Here is a 21393-nt window from a genome sequence, read left to right as displayed (position 1 = left end):
TTGGATTGAAATAATCAATCGTGTCGTCCGACTTGCTGGCATGGCAGATGTTGATAAGATGTAACTTTCATATTCTGGTCGGATGAGATCCATGGATTGGCTTTTTGACAATGCGGCCTGGGTGCGCCGCGCACTCAACGCCTGGCCCCCTTTCTGGGGTGCCGGTATCAAGATAGAGACCCTGAGCGATGACTTTCGCTACTGCCGGGTGACCCTCAAATCCCGCTGGTGGAACAAGAACGCCAACCGCACCCAGTTTGGCGGCAGCATGTTTGCCATGACGGACCCCATCTATCCACTGATGCTGATGGGCTACTTCAAGAATCGCTACTACGTCTGGGACAAGGCGGGCAGCATCAACTACATCAAGCCGGGCAAGGGCAAGCTGGTGGCCGAGTTCAACCTGACCGAGGGCAAGTTGGCCGAAATCGTGGCGGCGACCGAAGGTGGCAACAAACACTTCCCCGAATTCGAGGTGACGGTACAGGACAAGAGCGGCGAGCTGGTGGCGCAGGTCAAGCGCACCCTCTATGTGCGAGCCAAACCGGAGCACAGAGGTGAATAACAGGGGAGAATGAAGGCAGGCATCGCCACTTGCAGATACAACAAGGGCCCGTCAGGGCCCTTGTTGTCAGAGATATGAGGGGAAGCGGATTACTCCAGCTCGCCCAGGCACATCTCTTCGTGCAGCTGCTTGCACCAGCCCTTGACGCGCTCGGCGGTCAGCTCCGGCTGGCGATCTTCATCGATACCCAGACCGACAAAGTGCTTGTCATCAACCAGTGCCTTGGAGGCTTCGAACTCGTAGCCGGCAGTCGGCCAGTGACCGATGATGATGGCGCCTTTTGCTTCGACGATGTCGCGCAGGGTGCCCATGGCATCGAGGAAGTACTCGGAATAGTCTTCCTGATCACCGCAACCGAAGATGGCGACCAGCTTGTTGGTGAAGTCGATTTCGCCCAGATCGGGGAAGAAGTCGTCCCAGTCGGCCTGGGCTTCGCCGTAGTACCAAGTCGGGATGCCGAACATCAGCAGATCAAAGCTCTCGATGTCGGCCTTGCTGCTCTTGGCGATGTCACGGACTTCAATCAGGTTTTTGCCCAGCTCTTTCTGGATCATCTTGGCGACAGCTTCGGTGTTACCGGTATCGCTGCCAAAAAACAGACCTACACTTGCCATAGTGTTTAGTTACCCGTATTTGGTGTTAATGCTCAACGCTCAGACTGCAATGTCCACCGCAAAGGCGGACTCAATCTGTTGTTTCAGGATAGATTGGATCAGCTCGGCTCGGCTGATGTTCTGTTGTAACGCAAGTTGGTTCAGGCGCTCCAGCAACTCGGCCTCCACCTTTAACTCTACCCGCTTCAGCCCATTTTCCCGATCGCGCTTAAGCTGGTTACGCTTGTTGATCTTGAGCTGGGTCTCGCGGGGGAGTGGATTGGTCTTTGGCCTGCCGGGGCGCTTCTCATTTGCGAACAGATCCAGTGTTGTTCGATCAGTTTGCTGTTTGGCCATACATCACAGATGAAAATAAGTTAGCCGAGTCCTGAGCCTTCCCAGCCCAGTTCGATCAGCCCCTTGGCGACAAAACCCGCACAACCCAGAAACAGTACCAACCAGACGATAAAACGACCGAAACGGGGCACGTTGCCGCGCTTGAGCACGTCCTGAATGGCCAGGCCAATCAATATGAAAATGGCCACAAAGAATAACTTGAGGCCCAAACTTTCGATCAGGTCGATATGTTCACTTAGCATGGATTGCGCACACTCCTTATGACGGGCGCACTATATCACAAAGGATTTGAAACTGTTAACCGCCTGTCGACAGGAAATCCACAACCAATTTGTTGAACAGAGCCGGTTTTTCCGCATGCAGCCAGTGGCCGGTACCCGCGATGACACGCACCTTTGCCGCCGGGAATTGGGCCAGTGCCGTCTCGCTGTATTGGGGCTGCATATAGTCAGAATCCCCCCCTTTGATAAAGAGCACCGGCCCCTCGAAGCGGCGTTCATCCTCTGGCCAGCCCATGATGTTGGCGTAGTTTTGCTCAAGGGCGGGCACATTGAAGCGCCAACCCCAGCCATGCTCGACTCTGGCGAAGGATTTGAGCAGGAACTGGCGCACCCCGGCGATCTCGATATGCTGCGCCAGAATGGCCTCCGCTTCACTGCGGCTTTGCGGCGGCGTGCGCAGGGTGGCGTTGAGTCCGGCGAACACATTCTGGTGGCGGGAGTGGGGATAGGCGACCGGCGCCATGTCAGCTACCACCAGTTTGCTCACCCGCGTGGGCGCCAGTTTGGCGACCTGCATCGCCACCTTGCCACCCATCGAGTGGCCAATCAGGGTCGCTTCGGCAATATTCAGCCGATCCATAAGGGTCAGGGTATCGGCTGCCTGGGCCGGATAGCTCATCTCGCTGCTATGAAAGGAGGCACCGTGGTTGCGCAGATCGACGCTGATGACCCGATAGTGCTCGCCGAGGGCGCGGGCCAGCAGGCCGAGGTTGTCGAGGCTGCCAAACAGGCCGTGGATCAGAATGACTGCCGGGCCCTGACCCTGCTCCTTGAAGTTCAATATGCTGTTTTGTTGCAAAATGACACCTTGTCGGTCGTGAGTGCGTATCGCTGTTTTATTTAACGCACTGGAAAGAAAAGGATTTCGTCCAGCGGATGGGAAATAAATGTGGTTTTTTTTCTAAAAAATCCCGTCCGGATCGGCTATCAGTGCGGCTGATCACACACTTGGCCCACTATTATGCCGTATTCTCGATGAGATTCATGTACATCTGCCAGCCCCTTGCTTGGGCTGTCGGGTTTGCCTATGTATAATCGCCGCATCCGAATTTCGACGAGTCCAGCGCATCCCTATGAAAACCATCGAGCTTGATGACGATCTCTACTTCTATATCGCCAGCCAGACCCGGCACATCGGTGAGAGTGCCTCCGATATCCTGCGCCGTCTGCTGGAACAGCCTGCTCACCAACGTGTGCCGGTTACCGAGCCCGTTGCCGTCGCGCAGCCCTGTGCGGTAGCCACCCAACAAGGGCTGCAAGCCCTGCTCGATTCCGGTGAGCTGCAAAAGGAAGAGAAGTCCATCAACCGCTTCATGCAGGTGCTCAGTACCCTCTACCGGGACGATCCGGTCGGGTTTACCCAGGCCACCGAAATCAAGGGGCGCAAGCGCGTCTATTTCGCACGGGATCCCGAGGCTCTGCGCGCCAGTGGCAGCACCACCAAGCCCAAGCCGGTACCGGAGACCCCGTTCTGGGTGATCACCAACACCAACACCAGTCGCAAGCAGAACATGGTGGCCCAGCTGATGAGCAGCATGGGTTACGGTGACGAGGTGATCGCGCAGGTGTGCGGCGCAATCTAACGGTTTTTCAAGACTCAGGCCTTGCCCGGCAAGGCCGCCATTACGCAAGGAAAACGCCATGGCTCAGCATTCCCACGCCGGTCAGCCGGCCCGTTTAAGCGACCTGACCAACATTCCCCGTCTGGTCAGCGCCTACTACCTTAACAAGCCGGACATGAGCCGCCCCGAGCAGCGAGTTGCCTTCGGTACCTCCGGCCACCGTGGCAGCGCCCTGCACAGCGCCTTTACCGAATCCCATATTCTGGCGGTGACTCAGGCCCTGGTGGAGTATCGCCAGCAGGCCGGCATCACTGGCCCGCTGTTTGTCGGCATGGATACCCACGCCCTGTCCGAATCCGCCTTTGCCAGCGCCGTCGAAGTGCTGGCGGCCAACGGCGTTGAAACCCGCATTCAGGCTGGCCTCGGTTTTACCCCGACCCCGGTCATCTCTCACGCCATCCTGCACCACAATGCAGGCAAACCGGCTGCCCGTGCTGACGGCGTGGTGATCACGCCGTCCCACAACCCGCCGGAAGATGGTGGCTTTAAGTACAACCCGCCCCATGGTGGCCCCGCCGAAGGGGAGATCACCAAGTGGGTGGAAGACCGTGCCAACGCCATTCTGGAAGCGGGTCTGGCCGGCGTGAAACGGATGCCGTTCGCCGAGGCGCTCAAGAGCCCGTTCGTGGTCGAGCACGACTATGTCACCCCCTATGTGGATGATCTGAAGAACGTGCTGGACATGGACGCCATCAAGAATGCAGGCATCAAGATCGGTGTCGATCCGCTGGGCGGTTCCGGCGTCGCCTACTGGGACGTCATCGCCAAGACCTATGGCCTGAACATCGAGGTGGTGAACTACAAGGTCGACCCGACCTTCTCCTTCATGACCCTGGATAAAGATGGCAAGATCCGGATGGACTGCTCCAGCCCGTTCGCCATGGCCAGCCTGATCGCTCTCAAGGACAAGTTCGACATCGCCCTTGGCAACGACCCTGACTACGACCGTCACGGCATCGTTACCAAGTCCGGCCTGATGAACCCGAACCACTATCTGGCGGTGGCAATCCAGTATCTGTTTACCCATCGCACCGGCTGGTCTGCCGATGCAGCCGTCGGCAAGACGCTGGTCTCTTCCTCCATGATCGACCGGGTTGCCGGCGAGATTGGCCGTACCCTGAAAGAGGTGCCGGTCGGCTTCAAGTGGTTCGTGGATGGCCTCTACAGCGGGGAGTTCGGCTTTGGTGGCGAGGAGAGCGCGGGCGCCTCCTTCCTGCGCAAAGATGGCACCGTCTGGACCACCGATAAGGATGGCTTCATTCTGGCGCTGCTGGCGGCGGAAATTCTGGCGGTCACCGGCAAGGATCCGCAAGCCCACTACGATGCACTGGAAACCAAGTTCGGCCGCTCCAGCTATCGCCGTATTGACGCCCCGGCCAACAGCGCCCAGAAAGCGGTGCTCTCCAAGCTGGATCCTGCTCTGGTAGAAGCCTCCACCCTGGCCGGTGAGCCCATCATCGCCAAGCTGACCAAGGCGCCGGGCAACGATGCTGCCATCGGCGGTCTCAAGGTGGTGACCGAGAACGGCTGGTTCGCGGCGCGCCCCTCCGGCACCGAGTCCATCTACAAGATCTATATGGAGAGCTTCAAGGGCGACGCGCACCTCGACCTCATCCAGCAAGAGGCCCAGCAGATCGTCTCCGCGGCACTGGCCAAGGCCGGGGTCTGATTTCGGGTCAATCTACCGTGAATAAATAAAGTAATTGGTATAAAAAGGAGCCGTTAAGTCTCCTTTTTTTATCTGCTGCTCGCGGTCTTTCAGCGCGCTGCCTTCACCGCCAGCCCCAGCTGCCACACCGCCATGGCGTAGTGGGTGCTGTGGTTGTAACGGGTGATTGTGTAGAAGTTGGGCAGGCCGTACCAGTATTGGTAGCCGGTGCCGACATCGAGGCGTAGCAGGCTCGCTTCGCTGTGGTTGCCCAGGCTGCTGGTTGGCGTCAGCCCTGCGCGGCGCAGGGTGGCGATGGGGTAGCGGGTCTGGAAGCCATGCTCATAGCCGGGCAGTTGGCCCTGACCGCGCACCGCGACCGGTTGACCTTTCTCCCAGCCGTGGGCCTTGAAGTAGTTGGCGACGCTGCCGATAGCATCCACCGGATCCCACAGGTTGGTGTGGCCGTTGCCGTCAAAGTCCACCGCATAGCGCTGGAAGCTGGAGGGCATAAACTGGCCGTAGCCCATGGCGCCCGCATAGGAGCCCTTGGGTTCGGTGGGATCCATCCCCTCGTCGCGGGTCATCACCAGGAAGGCTTCCAATTCGCTCGTGAAGAACTCGGCACGGCGCGGGTAATCAAACGCCAGGGTGGCCAGCGCATCCAGAATGCGGGTCTTGCCCATCACCCGGCCCCAGCGGGTCTCGACCCCGATAATACCGACGATGATCTCCTGCGGTACCCCGTAGATCTGCTCCGCCCGGTTCAGCTCGCTTGCGTATTCGCGCCAGAAGTTGACGCCGCTCTGTACGTTGTCCGGGGTGATGAACTTGGCGCGGTAGCGGTTCCAGGCGCCGGTCGGGCCAGTCGGTTTGCTGGTGGTCGGCGCCTGGGCATCCATCAGACGGATGATCCAGTCGTAGCGCTCTGCCTGCGCCAGCACCTGATGCAGCTGGGCGCTGTCAAAACCGTGCTTCTCGACCATCTTCTGGACGAATCTGTCCACATTGGTGCGATTGGCGAAGTCCCCTTTGCTCACCCCCTGGCTGTAAACGGGGCCTCGCGACGGCGTCTGGTTGATGAAGGCGCTCTTGGGTTGGGGGACGACCACGGGTTTTGGCGCTGGGGCGCTGCTGCAGCCACCGAGCAGGGGGAATAATGACAGAGTGAGAAGAGAGGCAAGGCGACGCATAGGGTTCTCAAAGAGACTGATAAAAGTGCCGTCATGGTAAAACATTGTCATCCCCGTGCAAGTGTTCCGTGTGCCTTGTTTGCCGCCAATTCATCGTGCGATGGATTAGCCCTTCTGTGAGGGCTGTGCTGTTTATGGCAGGGGGGGACGCAGGGTGTGGTAACCGCTCCAGAGCCGGGTCAGGGTGGTGATGGCGCAGAGCAGGGCAAAGCCGTAGGCGAGCGGGGCGAAGGCGGCTGGCCACAGGCACATCAGCACAAAGAGGGCGATGGTCTCGCTCCCCTCGGTGAGGCCACCCAGATAGTAGAGGGATTTGTGGTGGTAGACCGGATTGTCGATGCCCCGTTTGCCCGCCATGATGGCAAACGCCAGAAAGCTCGAGCCGGTGCCCATAAAGGCAAACAGCAGGGTGGCGGCAGGCAGCGCATTGGCGGGGGCAGCGAGGGCAAAGCCCAGCACCACGGCGGCATAGAAGATGAAATCCAGCGTGATGTCGAGAAAGCCGCCGCAGTCGGTGATGCCGGTTTCCCGCGCCACGGCGCCATCGAGCCCGTCCAGCAGCCGGTTGAGCAGGATGGCCGCCAGCGCCCACTGATAGCAGCCAAAGGCCAGCAGCGGCAGAGCCAGCATGCCGATGGCAAAGCCGGTGAGGCTCACCTGATTGGCACTGATCCCGGCACGGCAGAGCGGTTTGGCAAGTTGGGTGAGGGGGCTGCGGATCACGGGGATCAGATGGCGATCAAACAAGTTGAATTCCTCGGTTAAAAACAGGATTCGGTGAGGTGGAGTATGGTGCCCGGCGCGTCTTCCGCATCGTGGGTCACCAGGATGGCGGGGATGGCCAGCGCCTTGATCTGCGCGAACACCAGCTCGCGAAAGGCGGCCCGCAGCGGCTTGTCGAGGCGGGAGAAGGGCTCGTCCAGCAGCAGGGCATCGGGTTCGGCCAACAGCGCTCGCAGCAGACTGACCCGCGACCGCTGCCCCCCTGACAGCAGCTGCGGCAGCTTGTCAGCCTGGTCCGCCAGCGCGACCTGTGCCAGTGCGGCCAGTGCCTTTTCCCGCCGTGTGCGTTTTCCCTTGATGGTCGCTGGCATGCCGAACATCAAGTTCTCCGCCACCGTCAGATGGTCAAACAGCAGATCATCCTGAAACAGCATGCCGATGCGCCGCGCTTGCGGCGGTAGGGCGTTGAGTAGCCGCTCGCCGAGTCTTATCTCCCCCTCCAGCCGGATCGGGCCGCTATCTGTCTGCGCGCCGGGCAGTACCCCCGCCAGCGCCGCCAGCAGCGAGCTCTTGCCACAGCCGCTGGGCCCCATCAGGGTCAGCACCTCGCCCGGCGCCACCTGCAGGGCGGGCAGTGAAAACAGCAGGTTTTCCTCCAGATAGAGGCGAAGAGGCGTGGTGCTTAGCATGGTGCCGTTGCCATGGTCAGAATTCATCGTCAGTGTGCCCTTTTGAGCGCCGGATTGATCCGCGCTGGCAGCCAGAGCGCCAGCAAATAGATAACGAGTGGCAACAGCAGTTGCAGCAGGCCGTAGAGCCCCGCCAGCCGCCGGTTGAGGCCGCTGCCGATGGCCACCGCTTCGGTGGTGATGGTGACCACTCTGCCTGCGCCAAACAGCAGGGTCGGCAGGTATTGGGCCAAACTCACCGCCGCCCCGACGCCGAAGGCAAACAGCAGCGGGCGCGCCAGCAGCGGCGCTTTCACTTGCCACCAGGCTCGCCATGGCGTTGCCCCCAGCAGCAGGGCGCTCTGGGTGATCCGCGGATCGAACTGGTGATAGGGGCCGTGCAGACACAAATAGACATAGGGAAAGACAAACAGCAGCTGACTCCAGAGCACCCAGCCCCAGCCAATGCCGCTGCTTATCGAGTCATGTGCAAGCCAGTCCAGCCCGAGCCGGATACCAAACAGCAGGCTCGCTTGCGGCAGCAACAACGGCAGGTAGATAAGCCAGAGAGGCCAGGGGCGGCGGCCGGCTTGTGCCTCCAGACTGCACACCGCCATTCCCAGTGCCAGCAAGCCGCTCACCAGCGCCAGCAGTGTGCTGGTTGTCAGCAGCGGCAGCAGGGTTGGCAGCAGATCCAGCCAGTAGTGACTGCTCCACTGGCTGGGCCAGAGGGCGGGAAAGGGCCAGCGGCGCGCCAGTGACCAGAGCAGCAGCGCCGCTAGCACCGCCAGATTGAGGGTGATCAGGGTGAAGGCAAAGCCCGCTGCGAGCCGGTTGGCAAAGAAGTGGGGCGCCGCCCGTTTGCCATCGAGCCAGCAGCCTTTGCCCATCTCTTTATGAAGCCACTCCAGTAATCTGAGCAGAGCGATGAGCAACGCCGTGATGGCGAGCAAAAGCAGGGCGCCGCTGGCGGTGGCTCCGCGCCAGAGCAGATTCGGGTCCTGATACCAGAGCCACAACCGCACCGCCAGCGGGGCGGGGGCATCGGGCCCGAGCAGCTGGGCGAGATCCACCACCGCCACTCCGTAGGCCGCCACCGCATAGATGGGCAGGCGCAGGGTAGGCCACAGCGCTGGCAGCAGCAGGCGCCACCAGATCTGGGGGGCGCTGAAACCGAGGCTCGCCCCCAGCCACTGCTGGCGTGCCAGCAGGATGGGTTGCTGCGCGGCCATCGCCATCAGCAGCAGAAAGGGGGTTTCCTTGAAAACGAGCAGTGCAATCAGCCCGAGCCCCCAAGGATCCCGAATGGTCTGCCAATCGGGGGGAAGATCAAACCCGGTCAGAGCTGGCGAGACGAGCCGCAGTAGCCAACCGGAGGGGGCGAGCAGAAAGGCAAAGCCGATGGCAAAGGCGACGTGGGGCATGGCCAGCATGGGCGAGAGCAGGCGACGGAGCAGCTCGAAAGCTCGGCTGTCGCTGTGGGCCAGCAGCAGGGCGGTCATCAGCAGGCTGCCGAGGGTGGAGGCAGCGCCAATCCACAGGCTCAGTGCTGCTGAGTGCCAAAGACCGGGTTGGGCCAGCAGCAAGGCAAGATGAGAGGCGGTCATCCCTTCCGCCAGCAGTTGCCACAGCCCCGCCAGCAATGGGATGACGAAGAGCGCCAGATAAATGACCGCCATCCCCGCACTCATACGGGGGGGGCGTGTCAACCGGCGCCACGGCCGGGAGCGGGAAAGCGGGTGACCAGCGACGTTCATCAGTGGCCGTAACGCTCGGCCCAGACCGCTTCCAGTTTGAGCTGCCAGCTGGGGTGAGGCTCGGCCACCGATTTGAAGCGAAGTGCCGGTTGCCCTTTGGCGGGATCAGGCAGCGCATCGGCCCGCAGCACGCTGGGATCACCCCAGAATGCCGGATTGGCTTTACGTGCCTGCGCCGCCGGGCTCAGCAAAAAGTTGGCCACCACTTTAGCTCCCGCACGGGCGCTGGCATTGAAGGGAATAGCGAGGAAGTGGCTGTTGGTGAGTGCACCTCTCTCCATGGCGACTGCGACGACGCCGGGGGGCAGGGCGCCGTTTTGCACCGCACTTTGTGCCTCCTGCGGATTGAAGCTGATGGCCATGGCCAGCTCGCCATCATCGAGCAGCTGGCGGGTTTCGGCGGCGCTGCTGGGGAACAGTTTGCCCTTGCGCCAGAGTGCCGGATGCAGCTCATCGAGCCAGGCCCAGAGCGGGGCGGTGAGTTGGGTAAACTCGCTCTCGGTCGCTTCCCGATAGAGGGGGGCCGGGTCTGGCGTCAATTCCAGCAGGATCTGCTTGAGAAAACTGGAGCCATGGAACTGGGGTGGCTTGGGATAGGTGAAGCGACCGGGATGGGCCTCGGCCCACGCCAGCAGGGCTGCTGCCGAGGTGGGCGCTCTGGCGACCTCTTCGGTGTCGACCATCAGATTGAGCTGGCCGATGCCCCAGGGGGCTTCCAGCCCTTCCACCGGCAGGGTGAAGTCCTCACTCACCGGCAGGGTGCTGTCTACCAGCGCCATGTTGGGTAGCTCGGCGGTAAAGGGAGCGCCGAGCAGCCCCTGCTCCTTGAGCGCCTTGAAGTTCTCGCCGTTGACCCAGAGCAGGTCGATGGGGCCGCCAGTTTGCTTGCCTGCCAGCTTGTTGGCCAGCAGCTGGCTGACGCTCTGGGCGATGTCATCCACCTTTACCTGTACCAGCTTGACCTGATAGTCGCGCGCCAGCTCCTGTCCGGCCCACACCAGATAGGCGTTGATCTCCGGGCTGCCGCCCCAGGCGTTGAAGTAGACGGTCTGTCCCTTCGCCTCCTCAAGGGTCCGTTGCCAGTTGTCATCAGGGCTGGCTAACAGCGGGCCGCTGGCCAGCAGTGGCAGGGCGCACAGCAGGGCGTTTAGCCGCCGTTTGAGCTGTGAGTTGAGTTGTGAGAATGGCTTGAGCATAAACGTTTCTCTGGTTGTCAGGCGCCACGGCGCCATCGGTGATAACGGGCCAGCAGAGCCAGCACCCGGGTGGGCTGGTGGGCCCGTTTCCATTCACCCGCCACATATTTGTTCCCCTCCATCAGGGTGGGATAGGCGTGAATGGTGCCGAGGATCTTGCCAAGGCCGAGGCGGTGACGCATGGCGAGCACGAACTCGGCGATCCGTTCACCGGCGTGAGTGCCCACTATGGTGGCGCCAAGGATAGTATCCTTGCCCGGCACGGTCAGCACCTCGACAAAACCGTGGCGCTCCCCATCGGTGATGGCTCTGTCCAGCTCGGCCAGCTCGAAGCGGGTCGCCTCGAAGGGAATTCCCTGCGCCTCGGCCTCCTTGCGATTGAAGCCGACTCGGGCAATCTCTGGCGTGGTGTAGGTGGCCGCCGGAATGACCCGATAGTCGGCCCGAAAGCGCTTGAACTGGCCAAACAGGGCATTTACTGCCGCATACCAGGCCTGATGGGCGGCAAAGTGGGTGAACTGGTAAGGGCCCGCTACGTCTCCCACTGCCAGTATGCTGGGGAAGTTGGTGGCAAGAAAACCATCGACCGCTATGGTGCCGCGGGGGGCCAGCTCGACCCCCAACGCTTCGAGCCCGAAGCCGCTGGCGTTGGCGACCCGACCCAGTGCCAGCAGCAGTTGATCCCCTTCCACCACCTGTGTCTCATCGCCCCGGCGCAGTTGCAGCCGGATGGGAAGATCCCCCTTGGCTGCGGGCAGATAGTCGGCTCGTTCGGCGCGCCAGCCGGTGAGTAGCTGCACGCCATCGCGGCTCATCTGCCCGGCCAGCGCATCGGCGACCGCTCGATCTTCGCGGGGCAGCAGTTGCTCCGAGAGTTCCACCAAGGTCACGGGAATGCCGAGCAGGGCGAAGCTCTGGGCCAGCTCGCAGCCGATAGGGCCACCGCCCAGCACCAGCAGGCGGCGCGGCGGGGTGCGCAGCTGCCAGAGGCTATCCGAGGTGAGGTAAGGCACCTTATCCAGCCCCGGCAGCTTGGGCACCAACGGTCGGGCGCCGGTGGCGATGACGATATGGCGGCTGGCGAGGCGCTGGCCGTTAACCTCCACCTCCCAAGGGGAGACAAGCCGCGCCTCCCCTTCGATGCACTCCACTCCAAGCCCCTGATAGCGTTCGATGGAGTCGTGTGGCTCGACCTCCTTGATAACCTCAGCCACCCGCTCCATCACGGTGGCAAAATCGGCGCGGGAGTGGCTTGGGCTAAAGCCTAGCTCGTCGGCTTTACGCTGCTCTGCGGCAAAGCGGGCGCTTCGGATTAATGCCTTGGAGGGGACGCAACCGCTGTTGAGGCAATCGCCCCCCATCTTGTGTTTCTCGATGAGCGCCACCTTGGCCTTCACCGCTGCCGCGATATAGCTGGTGACCAACCCACCTGCACCTGCACCGATCACCAGCAGGTTGTAGTCATAGCGAGCGGGTTTACGGTAAGGGGCGAGCAGGCGCCGCTGGGCGAGGTGAGTGGTCAATTTCTTGACCAGCCAGGGCATCAGGCCGAGCAGGGTCAACGCGACCATCAGGCCGGGGGAGAGGATATTGCCGGTGCTGGTTAACTGGCCAAGCTCGCTGCCCGCCAGTACATAGACGAAGGTGCCGGGCAGCATGCCAAGCTGGCTGACCCAGTAGTAGGTGCTGACTCTGATGGGGGTGAGCCCCATCAGCAGATTGACCAGAAAGAAGGGGAAGATGGGGATGAGGCGCAGGCTAAGCAGATAGAAGGCCCCCTCCTTCGCCATGCCGGACTGAAAGGTGGCCAGCTTGTCGCCAAAGCGGGTGGTGACCCAGTCGCGCAGCAGAAAACGGGCGCTGAGAAAAGCCAAGGTCGCGCCTATGGTGCTGGCAAAAGAGACCAGCAGCAGCCCCCAGGCGATGCCGAACACTGCGCTGCCACCCAGGGTGAGCAGGCTGGCGCCGGGCAGGGAGAGGGCGGTGCTCAGCACATAGATAAGCACGAACAGCAGGCTGGCCGAGACAAAGTGGCTGTCGACCCATTGCGCCACTGCCGCCTGCTGGGCCTGCAAGGCGTCCAGAGTGAGGTAACGACCGAGATCGAGGGCAAAAAAGGCGCCGATAAGGCCCCCCATCACCAGCACAAGCAGCAGGCGGGTCCGGTTCATCAGGCGTCCTTGCTGTCGGGCTTGGCGGGGCGTTCCGGTTGCACCGGCAGCTGGCAGAAGCCCTGCGGCGCGATATCGAGGGCGGCGTTGAACTTGGCCGACATGTTCTGGAAGGCGATAAGGCCGGTCAGTTCCACCATGGCATCGTCATCGAACCAGGGTTTGAGGCGGGCAGCCTGTTCATCGCTGACTCCATCGAGGCCCGTCATCGCCTCGGTGTAGTCGAGCACAGCTTTCTCCCGCTCGTCAAACAAGGGGCTTTCGCGCCAGTTGGCCAGCGCCTCCACCTTCTCGCTGGAGCCCGCTCGCTTTACCAGGGTCATGGCGTTGATGTCGACACAGAAGCGGCACCAGTTGAGCTGGGAGACCCGCACCGTCACCAGCGAGCGCAGCACGGGATCGATGGGAGAGCGCTTGCGGTTGATGACGCCATAGAGGGTGGCGACGGCGGCAAAGAGGCGCGGCGAGCGGCCCCAGCACTTGCCCGGAATAAGTACCTGACCATAGTTGCGCTTCTGCAGCCAGAAAAAGGGGCGGATAAACCAGGCATATTCCCGGTCGGGTTTGACCTCAACGCGCATCAGTTACCTTCTTGTTGTTTCACACTTACGGTTTCAAATTGGGTTTGTAGGCCTGACCAAGGCGCTCGTTCAGGCGGATCAGGAAATCCTCGAGCCGCGCCCGGTTGGCGCCCAGATCGCTTTGCCCCTGACGGGAGGCTGATCGCATATCGATGCGGGTCTCTCTGGGGCCAGCAAAGACCCGCAGCGCCACATCATCCTGAAAGCCGAACCAGCCGGTGGTGACCACCGCATCCAGACCATCGGGGCTGGGTCGTACCTGCCAGCCCAGCTCCTGCATCAGTTCGCAGGCTTCAATCACCACTTCGGCAGGAGAGGCCCTGGTAAAGAGAGGACCGGGTTTTGCCTCAACTGCTTTCAGCGGAGCGCTATTAATTGGCAGATCCTGCGCCGTTCTGAGCTCCGCCGCCCAGCGCAGTGGGGGGGGATTGTAGGGATCTGTGCTCACATCATTGATCAGCGGCATCCGCAGCGCCTGTGCCACAAATGTCAGGGGCAGCAGTAGCGGCAAGGCGCCAAGGATGCTGGCGTAGCGGTTGCGGCTCCAGGGCAGGCGTACCAGCAAGATCAGGGAGACAAGGGCTCCGATGAGACAGATCGCAAAACCGATCCACCAGGGCCAGAGATGAAAGCGGCTGCCGAGGGCGCCAGCGAGCGGGAGTAACCAGGCCAGCAGGGGCCACAAGCAAGAGCGGGGCATAGCACGGGATCCATCGTCGAATGTGGACAATGCCGAGAAGGATAAACTTAATTGCCTGATAACGTTAGTAAATTGATGAGAGTTTGGCGTGGTTTTGGTCAGTTTTGCGAGGGGGATACAGAGGTCGGTGAAGCCCGCCTGACGGGAGCTTCACCGAGATAATGTTAAGTTGCGATAGAGCACTTTGATCAGATGGAAGCCGAACTTGGTGCGCACAGGTCCCAGCACCTTGAGCAGTTCACCCTTGAATACGGCATCGTCAAATGCTTTCACCATATCTCCCTTGGAAAATTCTCCCAAATCGCCAAAACGCTTGCCTGAGGGACAGGTAGAGAAGCGCTTGGCCATCTGGCCGAAGTCGGCTCCCTTCTCGATCTTCTCCTTGATCTCCAGACACTGTTTTTCGGTCTTAACCAGAATGTGCTGGGCACAGGCTTTTTTCATCGGGGCGCTCCTGGAAGTGATGGTGACGATTGTTTACGCCAGGATGGCGGCACATCGTATTGACAAATGGGGGCGCAAGAGTACCCCAATTTGCCACCTGCGTCAGCCCTCACAGCCCGCCATTTACCGGCGATCGTCGCTCCTATTGGCGAGCGCGGGTTGCCAGCACTGCGCGGGGACGCGCTTGCCAGATGATCTCCAGCCCGAGCAGGGCGTAGAGGCTCCATATAGCCAGCGGATTGAGCCACTCCCCCCCCAGTTGCAGGGTCATCAGGGCGCAACCTGCCAGCAGCAAGGTGATCCCCGGCAGCCGCCAGTGGACGGGCAGGGGGGCCAGCATCGCCATCCCCAACAGAATACCGAGGCCAAACGGCAGGTTCAGGGCGGTAAAAGCCAGCGCCTGTTGGCCACTCATGCCGGTCAGCAGGGCCAGCAGGGCGCTGCAGCAGGCGAGAAAGGTGATGAACTCGAGACGATCGGCAATATAGTCAGCCATCTGTTCGCTACGTGCATGCATGATGTGTCTCCTTCAGTTGATGGTTCAAGTGTGAGGGAGGGACGTCTGCAAAGGCAGCGGGATAATTCGATTGCGCTGAACGAGCAATTCTTAATCACTCTCTGTGGCGGGCTTTAGGGTGTGCCGGGCCTGTTAAACGGTGAGGGTGGGGTGATGCCGACAAACTCTGTCGTGGTGGGTTTCTGGTTGCAAAGAGAGGAGGAGAGGTGACAAATGGTGCCTGATGGTGGGGTGAGCCTTATTCAGGGCAGGTCAATTCGCTTCCATCGGGAAAGCGGGCGTCGTTATTGTCACCAAAATGTGTGATTTGTGGTCAACCTCTTAAAAGATATGGCGAATTTGCCAATGGCGCTGCGCTGTCGCTGGCCAACGCCTATGTTAGGATAAGGTTCGCCATTTTTCTGGCGCGCATTGTTGTGTCACGGCCATGCACTGTATGGCGTGCTGCGCCGCATTCGGGGTTGACCCGAAAGGGCGCTGGTTTCCTTCACCACAGATTCAGGAATATTGACCTTTGACAGGATGCATTTCATCCCTGCTGGCAGGGCGTTCACTGTCCGGACCTCCATTTCGCCGTGGCTTGTTACTGCTTGGGCTGTTGTTGTCGCTGCTGGCCTCACCCGCGTTTGCCGCCAAGCTCACCTATCAGGTCAAGGGGTTGAAAGGGGAGAACAAGGACAACGCTGAAGCCTACCTCAATGCCCTGCCGGTCTATCAGGAGCGCCAGTATCGTCCCGCCCGAGCCAAAATTACCGAGAGCGTGCAAAAGGCGCTGCAGGTTTATGGCTACTACCAGCCGAAAATCACCCTGAGTCGCGACAAGAAAACCCCGTCCAAAGTGGTGATTGAGGTGGACAAGGGGGAGCCGGTCATCGTCTCCCGCCTCGATATTCTGCTGGAGGGGGATGCGGGCAGTGACGAGCTCTACAGCGCCCTGCTGGACAAGTTGCCCCTCAAAGAGGGCGAGCCCCTCAACCACGCCAAATATGAATCCATCAAGGCCGATCTGGGCAGCCTCGGGCTGGCCCGCGGTTACTTTGATGCCAAGCTGAGCAAGAGTCAGGTCAAGGTGTTCCCGGACAAGGGGACGGCGGAGATCTTTATTCTGTTCGAATCGGGCCATCGCTACCGTTTTGGCGAGATCCGCTACGATGCCACCCCCGAAGCGCTTCACCTTATTCGCCCGCTTATCAACATCAAGAGCGGCGATCCCTATCTTGCCATCCGTCTGGCCGAGATGTCGCAGGATGTCTCCTCCACCAAGCTGTTCCGTCAGGTCGATATCAAGCCGGTATTGAGCGAGGCGAGCAACTATCGGGTGCCCATCGCGGTGACGCTGGATAACCGGGTCGATCACGAAATCGAGACCGGTATCGGTTATGCCACCGACGTAGGGCCGCGGATGAGTGCCACCTGGGAGAAGCCCTGGGTCAACCGCTACGGCCACCGCCTGTTTGCCACCGCCAAGGTGTCGGCGCCGGAGGCCGAGCTCAGCTTCGACTATCAGATCCCGGTGGGCAACCCGCTGCGGGACTACTACTCCATCCAGACCGGCTACCAGTACAAGGACAACAACGATACCCGCTCCGATCTCACTACCATCGGTGTGCACCGCTGGACGCGGCGGCCGGAGAGCTGGGATCGGGACGTCTTTATCCGCCTGGAGAACGAGATCTATACCCAGGGCGCCGACGAGGGGAACAGCTTGCTGCTGATCCCCGGGGTCTCCTGGTCCCGACTGCGGGTGCGCGGCACCCTGGTGCCCGATTGGGGGGATCGCCAGCAGCTGACGCTGGAGTTCTCCGATCCCAGATGGGGTTCCGACATCAGCTTTATGCGGGTGTGGGGGCGCAGCAAGTGGCTGCGTACCCTCGGCGATAACCACAGATTCCTGATGCGGGCAGAGCAGGGGGCCATTATAGGTGACAGCTTCTCGCTGGTGCCGCCGTCTTTGCGCTTCTTTACCGGTGGCGATCAGACAGTGCGCGGCTTTGGTTACGAGAGCATCTCCCCCACCGGGCCGGATGGCAAGCTGACCGGTGGCCGCTACACCAGCGTGGCCAGTCTGGAATACAACTACCGCTTCAGCGAGAAGTGGCTGGGGGCCATGTTTGTGGATGGCGGTACCTCCACCACCGATTACAGCGAGCCCTGGAAAATAGGTACCGGCGTCGGTGTGCGCTGGGTCACCCCCATCGGTCAGGTCAGGCTGGATCTGGCGGTCGGGGTATCGGAGGAGGAGAAGCCCTTGCGGCTGCATTTCGCATTGGGGCCTGAATTATGATGTTGTCTAAACGCTTTTTTCTTTGGCCGCTGCGGCTGTATCTTGCGCGGGGGTCTGCATTGTGATCTGGCTAAAACGCATCTTTCTCTGGCTGATGGGGCTGGTGTTCCTGCTGCTCATCGGCGTCAGCCTGCTGGGCTTTACCCATCAGGGCAACAAGTGGTTGTGGCAACAGGCCAAGGGGGCGCTGCCTTCCCTCAAGGGGGAGCTGGTTGCCGGTCAGCTTGGCTATGGCTGGACCCTGGAAGGGGCCGGCTGGCAGGATGAGCTGGTGGATGTAACGGTGGATCGCGCCGTGCTCGACTGGGATCTGGGCAAGTTGCTGCAGGGCAAGCTCTGGATAAAATCCCTGGCGGTGACCCATCCGGTGGTCAAGGTAGCCGACTCCGAACCTGCGCCGGAAGAGCCTTCCGAACCCTTTGTCTGGCACCCGCTGCCACTCAAGATCCAGGTCGATAGCCTCAAGGTGGCCGATCTCGATCTGGCGGTGCCCGGTGTTGCCGTGACCCTGGGGTCCCTCGATATCGGCGCCACCCTCAACCGCAAGGGGCTGATTGTACGCGGCCCGGTGCTTGATAACCTGACGGTGACGCTGGATGACGCGGCACCCGCCAGCGCAGCCAAATCTGCCAAGCAGCCGGCCGCTAACGAGAAGCAAGCCGTGACTGCGGTTGCTCGTACCGACAAGGCCAGCGCCAAGACCGTCAAACAGGGCAAAGGGACGCCAGCTGCGAACACGGCAAAGGCAGCCCCCATTGTCCTGCCCGCCATTCATCTTCCTTTCCCCATCCAGCTGGAAGGGGTCAGCGCGACTCGCGTGAAATATAAGCAGGGCGAGCTGATCGAAGGGCTCGACAAGCTGCTGCTGTCGGCCACTGCCGCCGACGATCGTATCGAAGTGCGCGAGCTTTCGCTGCGCCACACCATGGCCGATCTGGCGCTCAAGGGACACATCCAGCTCAGTGATGACTATCCGCTGGCGGTGACCCTGGATGCCAAGGCTCGCAAAGGGCTGCTGGATGGCGAGCTGCAGGGTGAGCAGGCCACGCTGGCGCTGAACGGTTCGGTCGGCAAGCTGGGGTTGGCGTTGTCGGCCAAGGGGCCGGTCGCCGCCAGTCTCAAGGGCTCGCTGGCCGCCCTCGACCCGGATCTCCCTTTTGATCTGGCCCTCGACTGGAAGAGCCTCGGCTGGCCTCTTCACAAGCCAGCCAAAGATGAGCCGAGCTATCGGCTGGACAAAGGGAGCCTGACTGCCAAGGGCAAGCTCTCCGGCTACCAGTTTGCCCTCAATACCTCCGGCAAGGGGACCGATGTCCCCCCCTTCAAGCTTGCGCTGGACGGGAAGGGGGATCTGGAGCGGCTCAGCAAGATCGCCTTGCAGCTCAATGCCCTCAAGGGGGAGCTCAAGCTCGATGGCAAGCTGGCATGGAACAAGGGGATCGAGTGGCAGGGGACCACTCTGTTCAAGGGGATCAATCCGGCCGAGCTGTTGCCTGAGCTGAAAGGGACGCTGGCCGGTGAGCTGGAGAGCCGTTTCGTGATGAACGAAGCGGGCCACTGGGAGCTGAAACTGCCCAAGCTCAAGGTGGATGGCAAGCTCAACCAGTACCCGCTGGCCCTCAAGGGGGAGCTTAGCGGCAACGACAAGATGGAGTGGCAGATCCCGGCGCTCTCGCTGCAAAGTGGCCCCAACCAGTTGCAGGCCAAGGGCAGCATCAGCACTGCCCAATGGAAGCTCGATGCCAACCTGCAGGCTCCCCAGCTGGGGGGGATCTATCCCGGCCTGAAAGGGGATATCAAGGGACAGGTGAAGGTCAGTGGCAATCAGCAGACGCCAAAAATTGATGCGGATCTCGTCTCCGACCGGCTCTACTATGCCGGCACCGACCTGAAGGGCATTAGCCTCAAGGGCAATGCGGCGATCGGTGCCAAACCGGCCGGTGAGCTCGCGTTGTTGGTGGCGCAGCTGAAACAGGGCGAAACCAAGCTCAGCCAGCTGGCCCTGAACCTCAGCGGCGATATCAGTCAGCATCTGTTGACCCTGACCATGAAGGGTGACCCTGTTGCGGCCAACCTCAAACTGGGTGGCGGCGTGCGCGGGGATCACTGGCGCGGGGCGCTCTCCGAGTTGCAGTTGAAAACCCCGCTGCGCCGTTGGGACTTGAGTTCCCCGTGGGCACTGGATCTCGATCTGCCGCGTCAGCGGCTGGCGATGGGGGATCTCTGCCTCGGCTCCCAGGGTGCCAGCCTCTGCGTCAAGGGGAGTCAGGTTTCCGCTGCCCAGGGGACTCTGGAGTTTGCCCTGAGCGAGTTTGATCTCAAGCGGCTGCGCCCCTGGTTGCCGGACAACTTCCGCTGGCAGGCGATGCTCTCCGCCGATGGCCGCGCCAGCTGGCGTGGCAATCAGCCGACCCTGCATGCGGTGGTGCGCACCACGCCGGGCACTTTTGTGGCTGATGGTCTCAAGACCGACTATCAGCAGCTGGCCCTGGCCCTGGATTTCGAGCGGCAGCAGGCGGCCATTCGCCTCGATTTTGCCTCCAAACAGATCGGCAATATCGATACCGATCTGCTGATCAGGGATCCCGCCGGTCGCGGTCTGCTCGGTGGTCAGCTCAAGTTTGACGATCTCAAGCTCAATACCTTTGCGCCACTGATCCCTGAGGTGCGCTCCCTGCAAGGGATCATCTCCGCCGATGCCCGCTTCGACGGCACCCTGGCGGCGCCCCTGTTGTTTGGCCAGCTCAACCTGCGTGACGGTGAAGTGCAGACCCACTCTGACATGGTGACCCTGACCAAGCTGGTGACCCGCCTCAAGATCGAGGGAAATCGCGCCGAGCTCGATGGCTCCATGCTGGTGGGTAAGGGACCGCTGGCGTTGGGCGGCTGGCTCAGCTGGGCCAAGATGCCGGTCAGCGGCAGCCTCACCATTCAGGGCAAGGATCTGGAGGCGCAATATCCGGGCATGGGCCGGGTCAGAGTCTCGCCCGATATCGCGGTGTCGCTGGGTGAGGAGACCCGGATTACCGGTCAGGTGGATATTCCCTGGGCACGTATTCTGGTCAAGAGCCTGCCGGATTCGGCGGTGGCGGTCTCTGATGATGTGACCGTGGTCTATGACGATCTGCCCCCGGCTCCCAAGCAGGCAAGTCTGCCGCTGGCGATGAAAGTGGCGATCCGCCTTGGCAACGATGTGAAGCTCGATGCCATGGGGCTGAAGACCGATGTCTCCGGCGGTCTCAATATCCGTCAGGATCCCGAGAAGCCGCTGGCAGGCAACGGCCAGCTGGTGCTGACCAACGGCCGCTTCAAGGCCTATGGTCAGAACCTCATCATCAAGGAGGGGCGGATCCTCTTCTCCGGTCCGCTGGATCGGCCGTTCCTCAACATCGAGGCCAACCGGGATCCCGATACCATCGAGGGTCAGGTGACGGTCGGGGTGCGGGTGACTGGCCCTGCCAGCAAGCCGGAGATCACTGTCTACTCCGAACCGCAGATGGCGCAGTCGGAACAGCTCTCCTATCTGCTGCGCGGCAAAGGGTTGCAGACCGGCGGTGAGGATGGCGGTTTCAACGGCCTGCTGGTAGCCGGCGCGGTGAGTCAGGCCAACGGCGTGGTGTCGAGCATCGGCGAGTCGCTGGGGATGAGCGATGTCTCCCTCGATACGGCGGGCAGTGGTGACAACACCCAGGTGACTCTGTCTGCATATCTGCTGCCGGGCCTGCAGTTCCAGTACGGGGTCGGGGTCTTCAGCCCCATCGCCGAGTTCAAGCTGCGCTACGAGGTATTGCCACGGCTCTATCTGCAGGCGATGAGCGGGGTGGCTCAGGCGGTCGATATCTTCTATCGCTTTACTCTGTAACGCTTCATCCCGTAACAGGGCTGATATGAATCTAAACGGGAGGCGCAGGCCTCCCGTTTTGTATTGCTCGATCGGCCGCGGGCAAGCCGTGATAAAGGTTGGCAGTGCAGAGGGAGAATGAATTGCGATGGGCCAAAAATGCGAAAACCCGGCACTAGGCCGGGTTTTCTGAATGATGGTGGAGGGAGAAGGATTCGAACCTTCGAAGGCAGAGCCGTCAGATTTACAGTC

The 21393-nt window shown here is 61.2% G+C and carries 19 protein-coding genes; 5 read left to right on the top strand and 14 right to left on the bottom strand.

The features are described from left to right. The first annotated feature begins 91 nt into the window (after positions 1–91). Positions 92–565, top strand: a complete 474-nt coding sequence (locus tag G5367_RS15155) for a DUF4442 domain-containing protein (RefSeq protein ID WP_005334300.1) — start codon at positions 92–94, stop codon at positions 563–565. An 89-nt stretch (positions 566–654) separates the two neighbouring features. Here G5367_RS15155 and fldA read toward each other — a convergent pair whose 3' ends face one another. The 4 genes from fldA to G5367_RS15135 are packed head-to-tail and all read right to left on the bottom strand — an operon-like array spanning position 655 to position 2595. After that, complete coding sequence (fldA, locus tag G5367_RS15150; protein WP_005334298.1) at positions 655–1179, bottom strand: flavodoxin FldA; 525 nt, start codon at positions 1177–1179, stop codon at positions 655–657. Positions 1180–1218: 39 nt separating this feature from the next. Further along, positions 1219–1515: a LexA regulated protein gene (ybfE, locus tag G5367_RS15145; RefSeq protein ID WP_005334297.1), complete on the bottom strand. Its 297-nt coding sequence runs from the start codon at positions 1513–1515 to the stop codon at positions 1219–1221. A 20-nt stretch (positions 1516–1535) separates the two neighbouring features. After that, on the bottom strand, positions 1536–1757 hold the full coding sequence (locus G5367_RS15140; RefSeq protein ID WP_005334296.1) for a DUF2788 domain-containing protein: 222 nt from the start codon (positions 1755–1757) through the stop codon (positions 1536–1538). Between the two features lie 55 nt (positions 1758–1812). Continuing rightward, positions 1813–2595: an alpha/beta fold hydrolase gene (locus G5367_RS15135; RefSeq protein WP_421244631.1), complete on the bottom strand. Its 783-nt coding sequence runs from the start codon at positions 2593–2595 to the stop codon at positions 1813–1815. Positions 2596–2869: 274 nt separating this feature from the next. Here G5367_RS15135 and seqA point away from each other — a divergent pair, with 274 nt between their 5' ends. Together seqA and pgm are read left to right on the top strand one after the other, a co-directional pair. After that, positions 2870–3379, top strand: a complete 510-nt coding sequence (gene seqA / locus G5367_RS15130; RefSeq protein WP_421244632.1) for a replication initiation negative regulator SeqA — start codon at positions 2870–2872, stop codon at positions 3377–3379. Between the two features lie 58 nt (positions 3380–3437). Beyond that, positions 3438–5087: a phosphoglucomutase (alpha-D-glucose-1,6-bisphosphate-dependent) gene (gene pgm / locus G5367_RS15125; RefSeq protein WP_420924816.1), complete on the top strand. Its 1650-nt coding sequence runs from the start codon at positions 3438–3440 to the stop codon at positions 5085–5087. 89 nt (positions 5088–5176) lie between these two features. On the opposite strand, the gene mltB is transcribed toward pgm, so the two are convergent. From mltB to G5367_RS15075, 10 genes are all read right to left on the bottom strand, one after another. Continuing rightward, complete coding sequence (gene mltB, locus G5367_RS15120) at positions 5177–6259, bottom strand: lytic murein transglycosylase B (protein WP_421294597.1); 1083 nt, start codon at positions 6257–6259, stop codon at positions 5177–5179. A gap of 132 nt (positions 6260–6391) precedes the next feature. Beyond that, positions 6392–7006, bottom strand: coding sequence for a CDP-alcohol phosphatidyltransferase family protein (locus G5367_RS15115; protein ID WP_421294595.1), 615 nt, complete (start codon positions 7004–7006; stop codon positions 6392–6394). Positions 7007–7020: 14 nt separating this feature from the next. Continuing rightward, on the bottom strand, positions 7021–7671 hold the full coding sequence (locus tag G5367_RS15110) for an ATP-binding cassette domain-containing protein (RefSeq protein ID WP_181222298.1): 651 nt from the start codon (positions 7669–7671) through the stop codon (positions 7021–7023). Between the two features lie 29 nt (positions 7672–7700). Then, positions 7701–9329: an ABC transporter permease gene (locus G5367_RS15105; RefSeq protein ID WP_421294593.1), complete on the bottom strand. Its 1629-nt coding sequence runs from the start codon at positions 9327–9329 to the stop codon at positions 7701–7703. A gap of 77 nt (positions 9330–9406) precedes the next feature. Continuing rightward, positions 9407–10603, bottom strand: a complete 1197-nt coding sequence (locus G5367_RS15100) for an ABC transporter substrate-binding protein (protein WP_421294591.1) — start codon at positions 10601–10603, stop codon at positions 9407–9409. A gap of 17 nt (positions 10604–10620) precedes the next feature. After that, on the bottom strand, positions 10621–12774 hold the full coding sequence (locus G5367_RS15095) for an FAD-dependent oxidoreductase (RefSeq protein WP_421294589.1): 2154 nt from the start codon (positions 12772–12774) through the stop codon (positions 10621–10623). Beyond that, complete coding sequence (locus G5367_RS15090; RefSeq protein ID WP_068976908.1) at positions 12774–13355, bottom strand: carboxymuconolactone decarboxylase family protein; 582 nt, start codon at positions 13353–13355, stop codon at positions 12774–12776. The genes G5367_RS15095 and G5367_RS15090 overlap by 1 nt, the downstream gene beginning before the upstream one ends. Before the next feature lie 25 nt (positions 13356–13380). Next, positions 13381–14055, bottom strand: a complete 675-nt coding sequence (locus G5367_RS15085; protein ID WP_421294587.1) for a DUF1499 domain-containing protein — start codon at positions 14053–14055, stop codon at positions 13381–13383. A 150-nt stretch (positions 14056–14205) separates the two neighbouring features. After that, a complete protein-coding gene (locus G5367_RS15080) occupies positions 14206–14499 on the bottom strand; it encodes a peptidylprolyl isomerase (protein ID WP_421294585.1) in 294 nt (97 codons plus the stop codon). 142 nt (positions 14500–14641) lie between these two features. Further along, positions 14642–15016 (bottom strand): hypothetical protein, encoded by a 375-nt coding sequence (locus G5367_RS15075; RefSeq protein ID WP_005344448.1) that lies wholly within the window; start codon positions 15014–15016, stop codon positions 14642–14644. 514 nt (positions 15017–15530) lie between these two features. Here G5367_RS15075 and G5367_RS15070 point away from each other — a divergent pair. Further along, positions 15531–17300 carry an autotransporter assembly complex protein TamA gene (locus G5367_RS15070; protein ID WP_421244637.1) on the top strand — a complete coding sequence of 590 codons (1770 nt, stop codon included), beginning with the start codon at positions 15531–15533 and terminating at the stop codon, positions 17298–17300. A 61-nt stretch (positions 17301–17361) separates the two neighbouring features. Then, a complete protein-coding gene (locus G5367_RS15065; protein WP_421244638.1) occupies positions 17362–21162 on the top strand; it encodes a translocation/assembly module TamB domain-containing protein in 3801 nt (1266 codons plus the stop codon). The last annotated feature ends 231 nt before the right edge of the window (positions 21163–21393 follow it).

It is taken from the genome of Aeromonas sp. 604282 (assembly GCF_049170575.1).
In the GTDB taxonomy this organism is placed as follows: Bacteria; Pseudomonadota; Gammaproteobacteria; order Enterobacterales; family Aeromonadaceae; genus Aeromonas; species Aeromonas veronii_A.
The sequence above is the reverse complement of the archived record's forward strand: the minus strand, read 5'-3'. Positions and strand labels throughout refer to the sequence as shown.

Coding starts and splice junctions, on each gene's coding strand:
- G5367_RS15155 (WP_005334300.1), top strand. CDS start 92: ATGGATTGGCTTTTTGACAATGCGGCCTGGGTGCGCCGCGCACTCAAC.
- fldA (WP_005334298.1), bottom strand. CDS start 1,179: ATGGCAAGTGTAGGTCTGTTTTTTGGCAGCGATACCGGTAACACCGAA.
- ybfE (WP_005334297.1), bottom strand. CDS start 1,515: ATGGCCAAACAGCAAACTGATCGAACAACACTGGATCTGTTCGCAAAT.
- G5367_RS15140 (WP_005334296.1), bottom strand. CDS start 1,757: ATGCTAAGTGAACATATCGACCTGATCGAAAGTTTGGGCCTCAAGTTA.
- seqA (WP_421244632.1), top strand. CDS start 2,870: ATGAAAACCATCGAGCTTGATGACGATCTCTACTTCTATATCGCCAGC.
- pgm (WP_420924816.1), top strand. CDS start 3,438: ATGGCTCAGCATTCCCACGCCGGTCAGCCGGCCCGTTTAAGCGACCTG.
- mltB (WP_421294597.1), bottom strand. CDS start 6,259: ATGCGTCGCCTTGCCTCTCTTCTCACTCTGTCATTATTCCCCCTGCTC.
- G5367_RS15110 (WP_181222298.1), bottom strand. CDS start 7,671: ATGCTAAGCACCACGCCTCTTCGCCTCTATCTGGAGGAAAACCTGCTG.
- G5367_RS15105 (WP_421294593.1), bottom strand. CDS start 9,329: ATGGCGGTCATTTATCTGGCGCTCTTCGTCATCCCATTGCTGGCGGGG.
- G5367_RS15100 (WP_421294591.1), bottom strand. CDS start 10,603: ATGCTCAAGCCATTCTCACAACTCAACTCACAGCTCAAACGGCGGCTA.
- G5367_RS15095 (WP_421294589.1), bottom strand. CDS start 12,774: ATGAACCGGACCCGCCTGCTGCTTGTGCTGGTGATGGGGGGCCTTATC.
- G5367_RS15090 (WP_068976908.1), bottom strand. CDS start 13,355: ATGCGCGTTGAGGTCAAACCCGACCGGGAATATGCCTGGTTTATCCGC.
- G5367_RS15085 (WP_421294587.1), bottom strand. CDS start 14,055: ATGCCCCGCTCTTGCTTGTGGCCCCTGCTGGCCTGGTTACTCCCGCTC.
- G5367_RS15080 (WP_421294585.1), bottom strand. CDS start 14,499: ATGAAAAAAGCCTGTGCCCAGCACATTCTGGTTAAGACCGAAAAACAG.
- G5367_RS15075 (WP_005344448.1), bottom strand. CDS start 15,016: ATGCATGCACGTAGCGAACAGATGGCTGACTATATTGCCGATCGTCTC.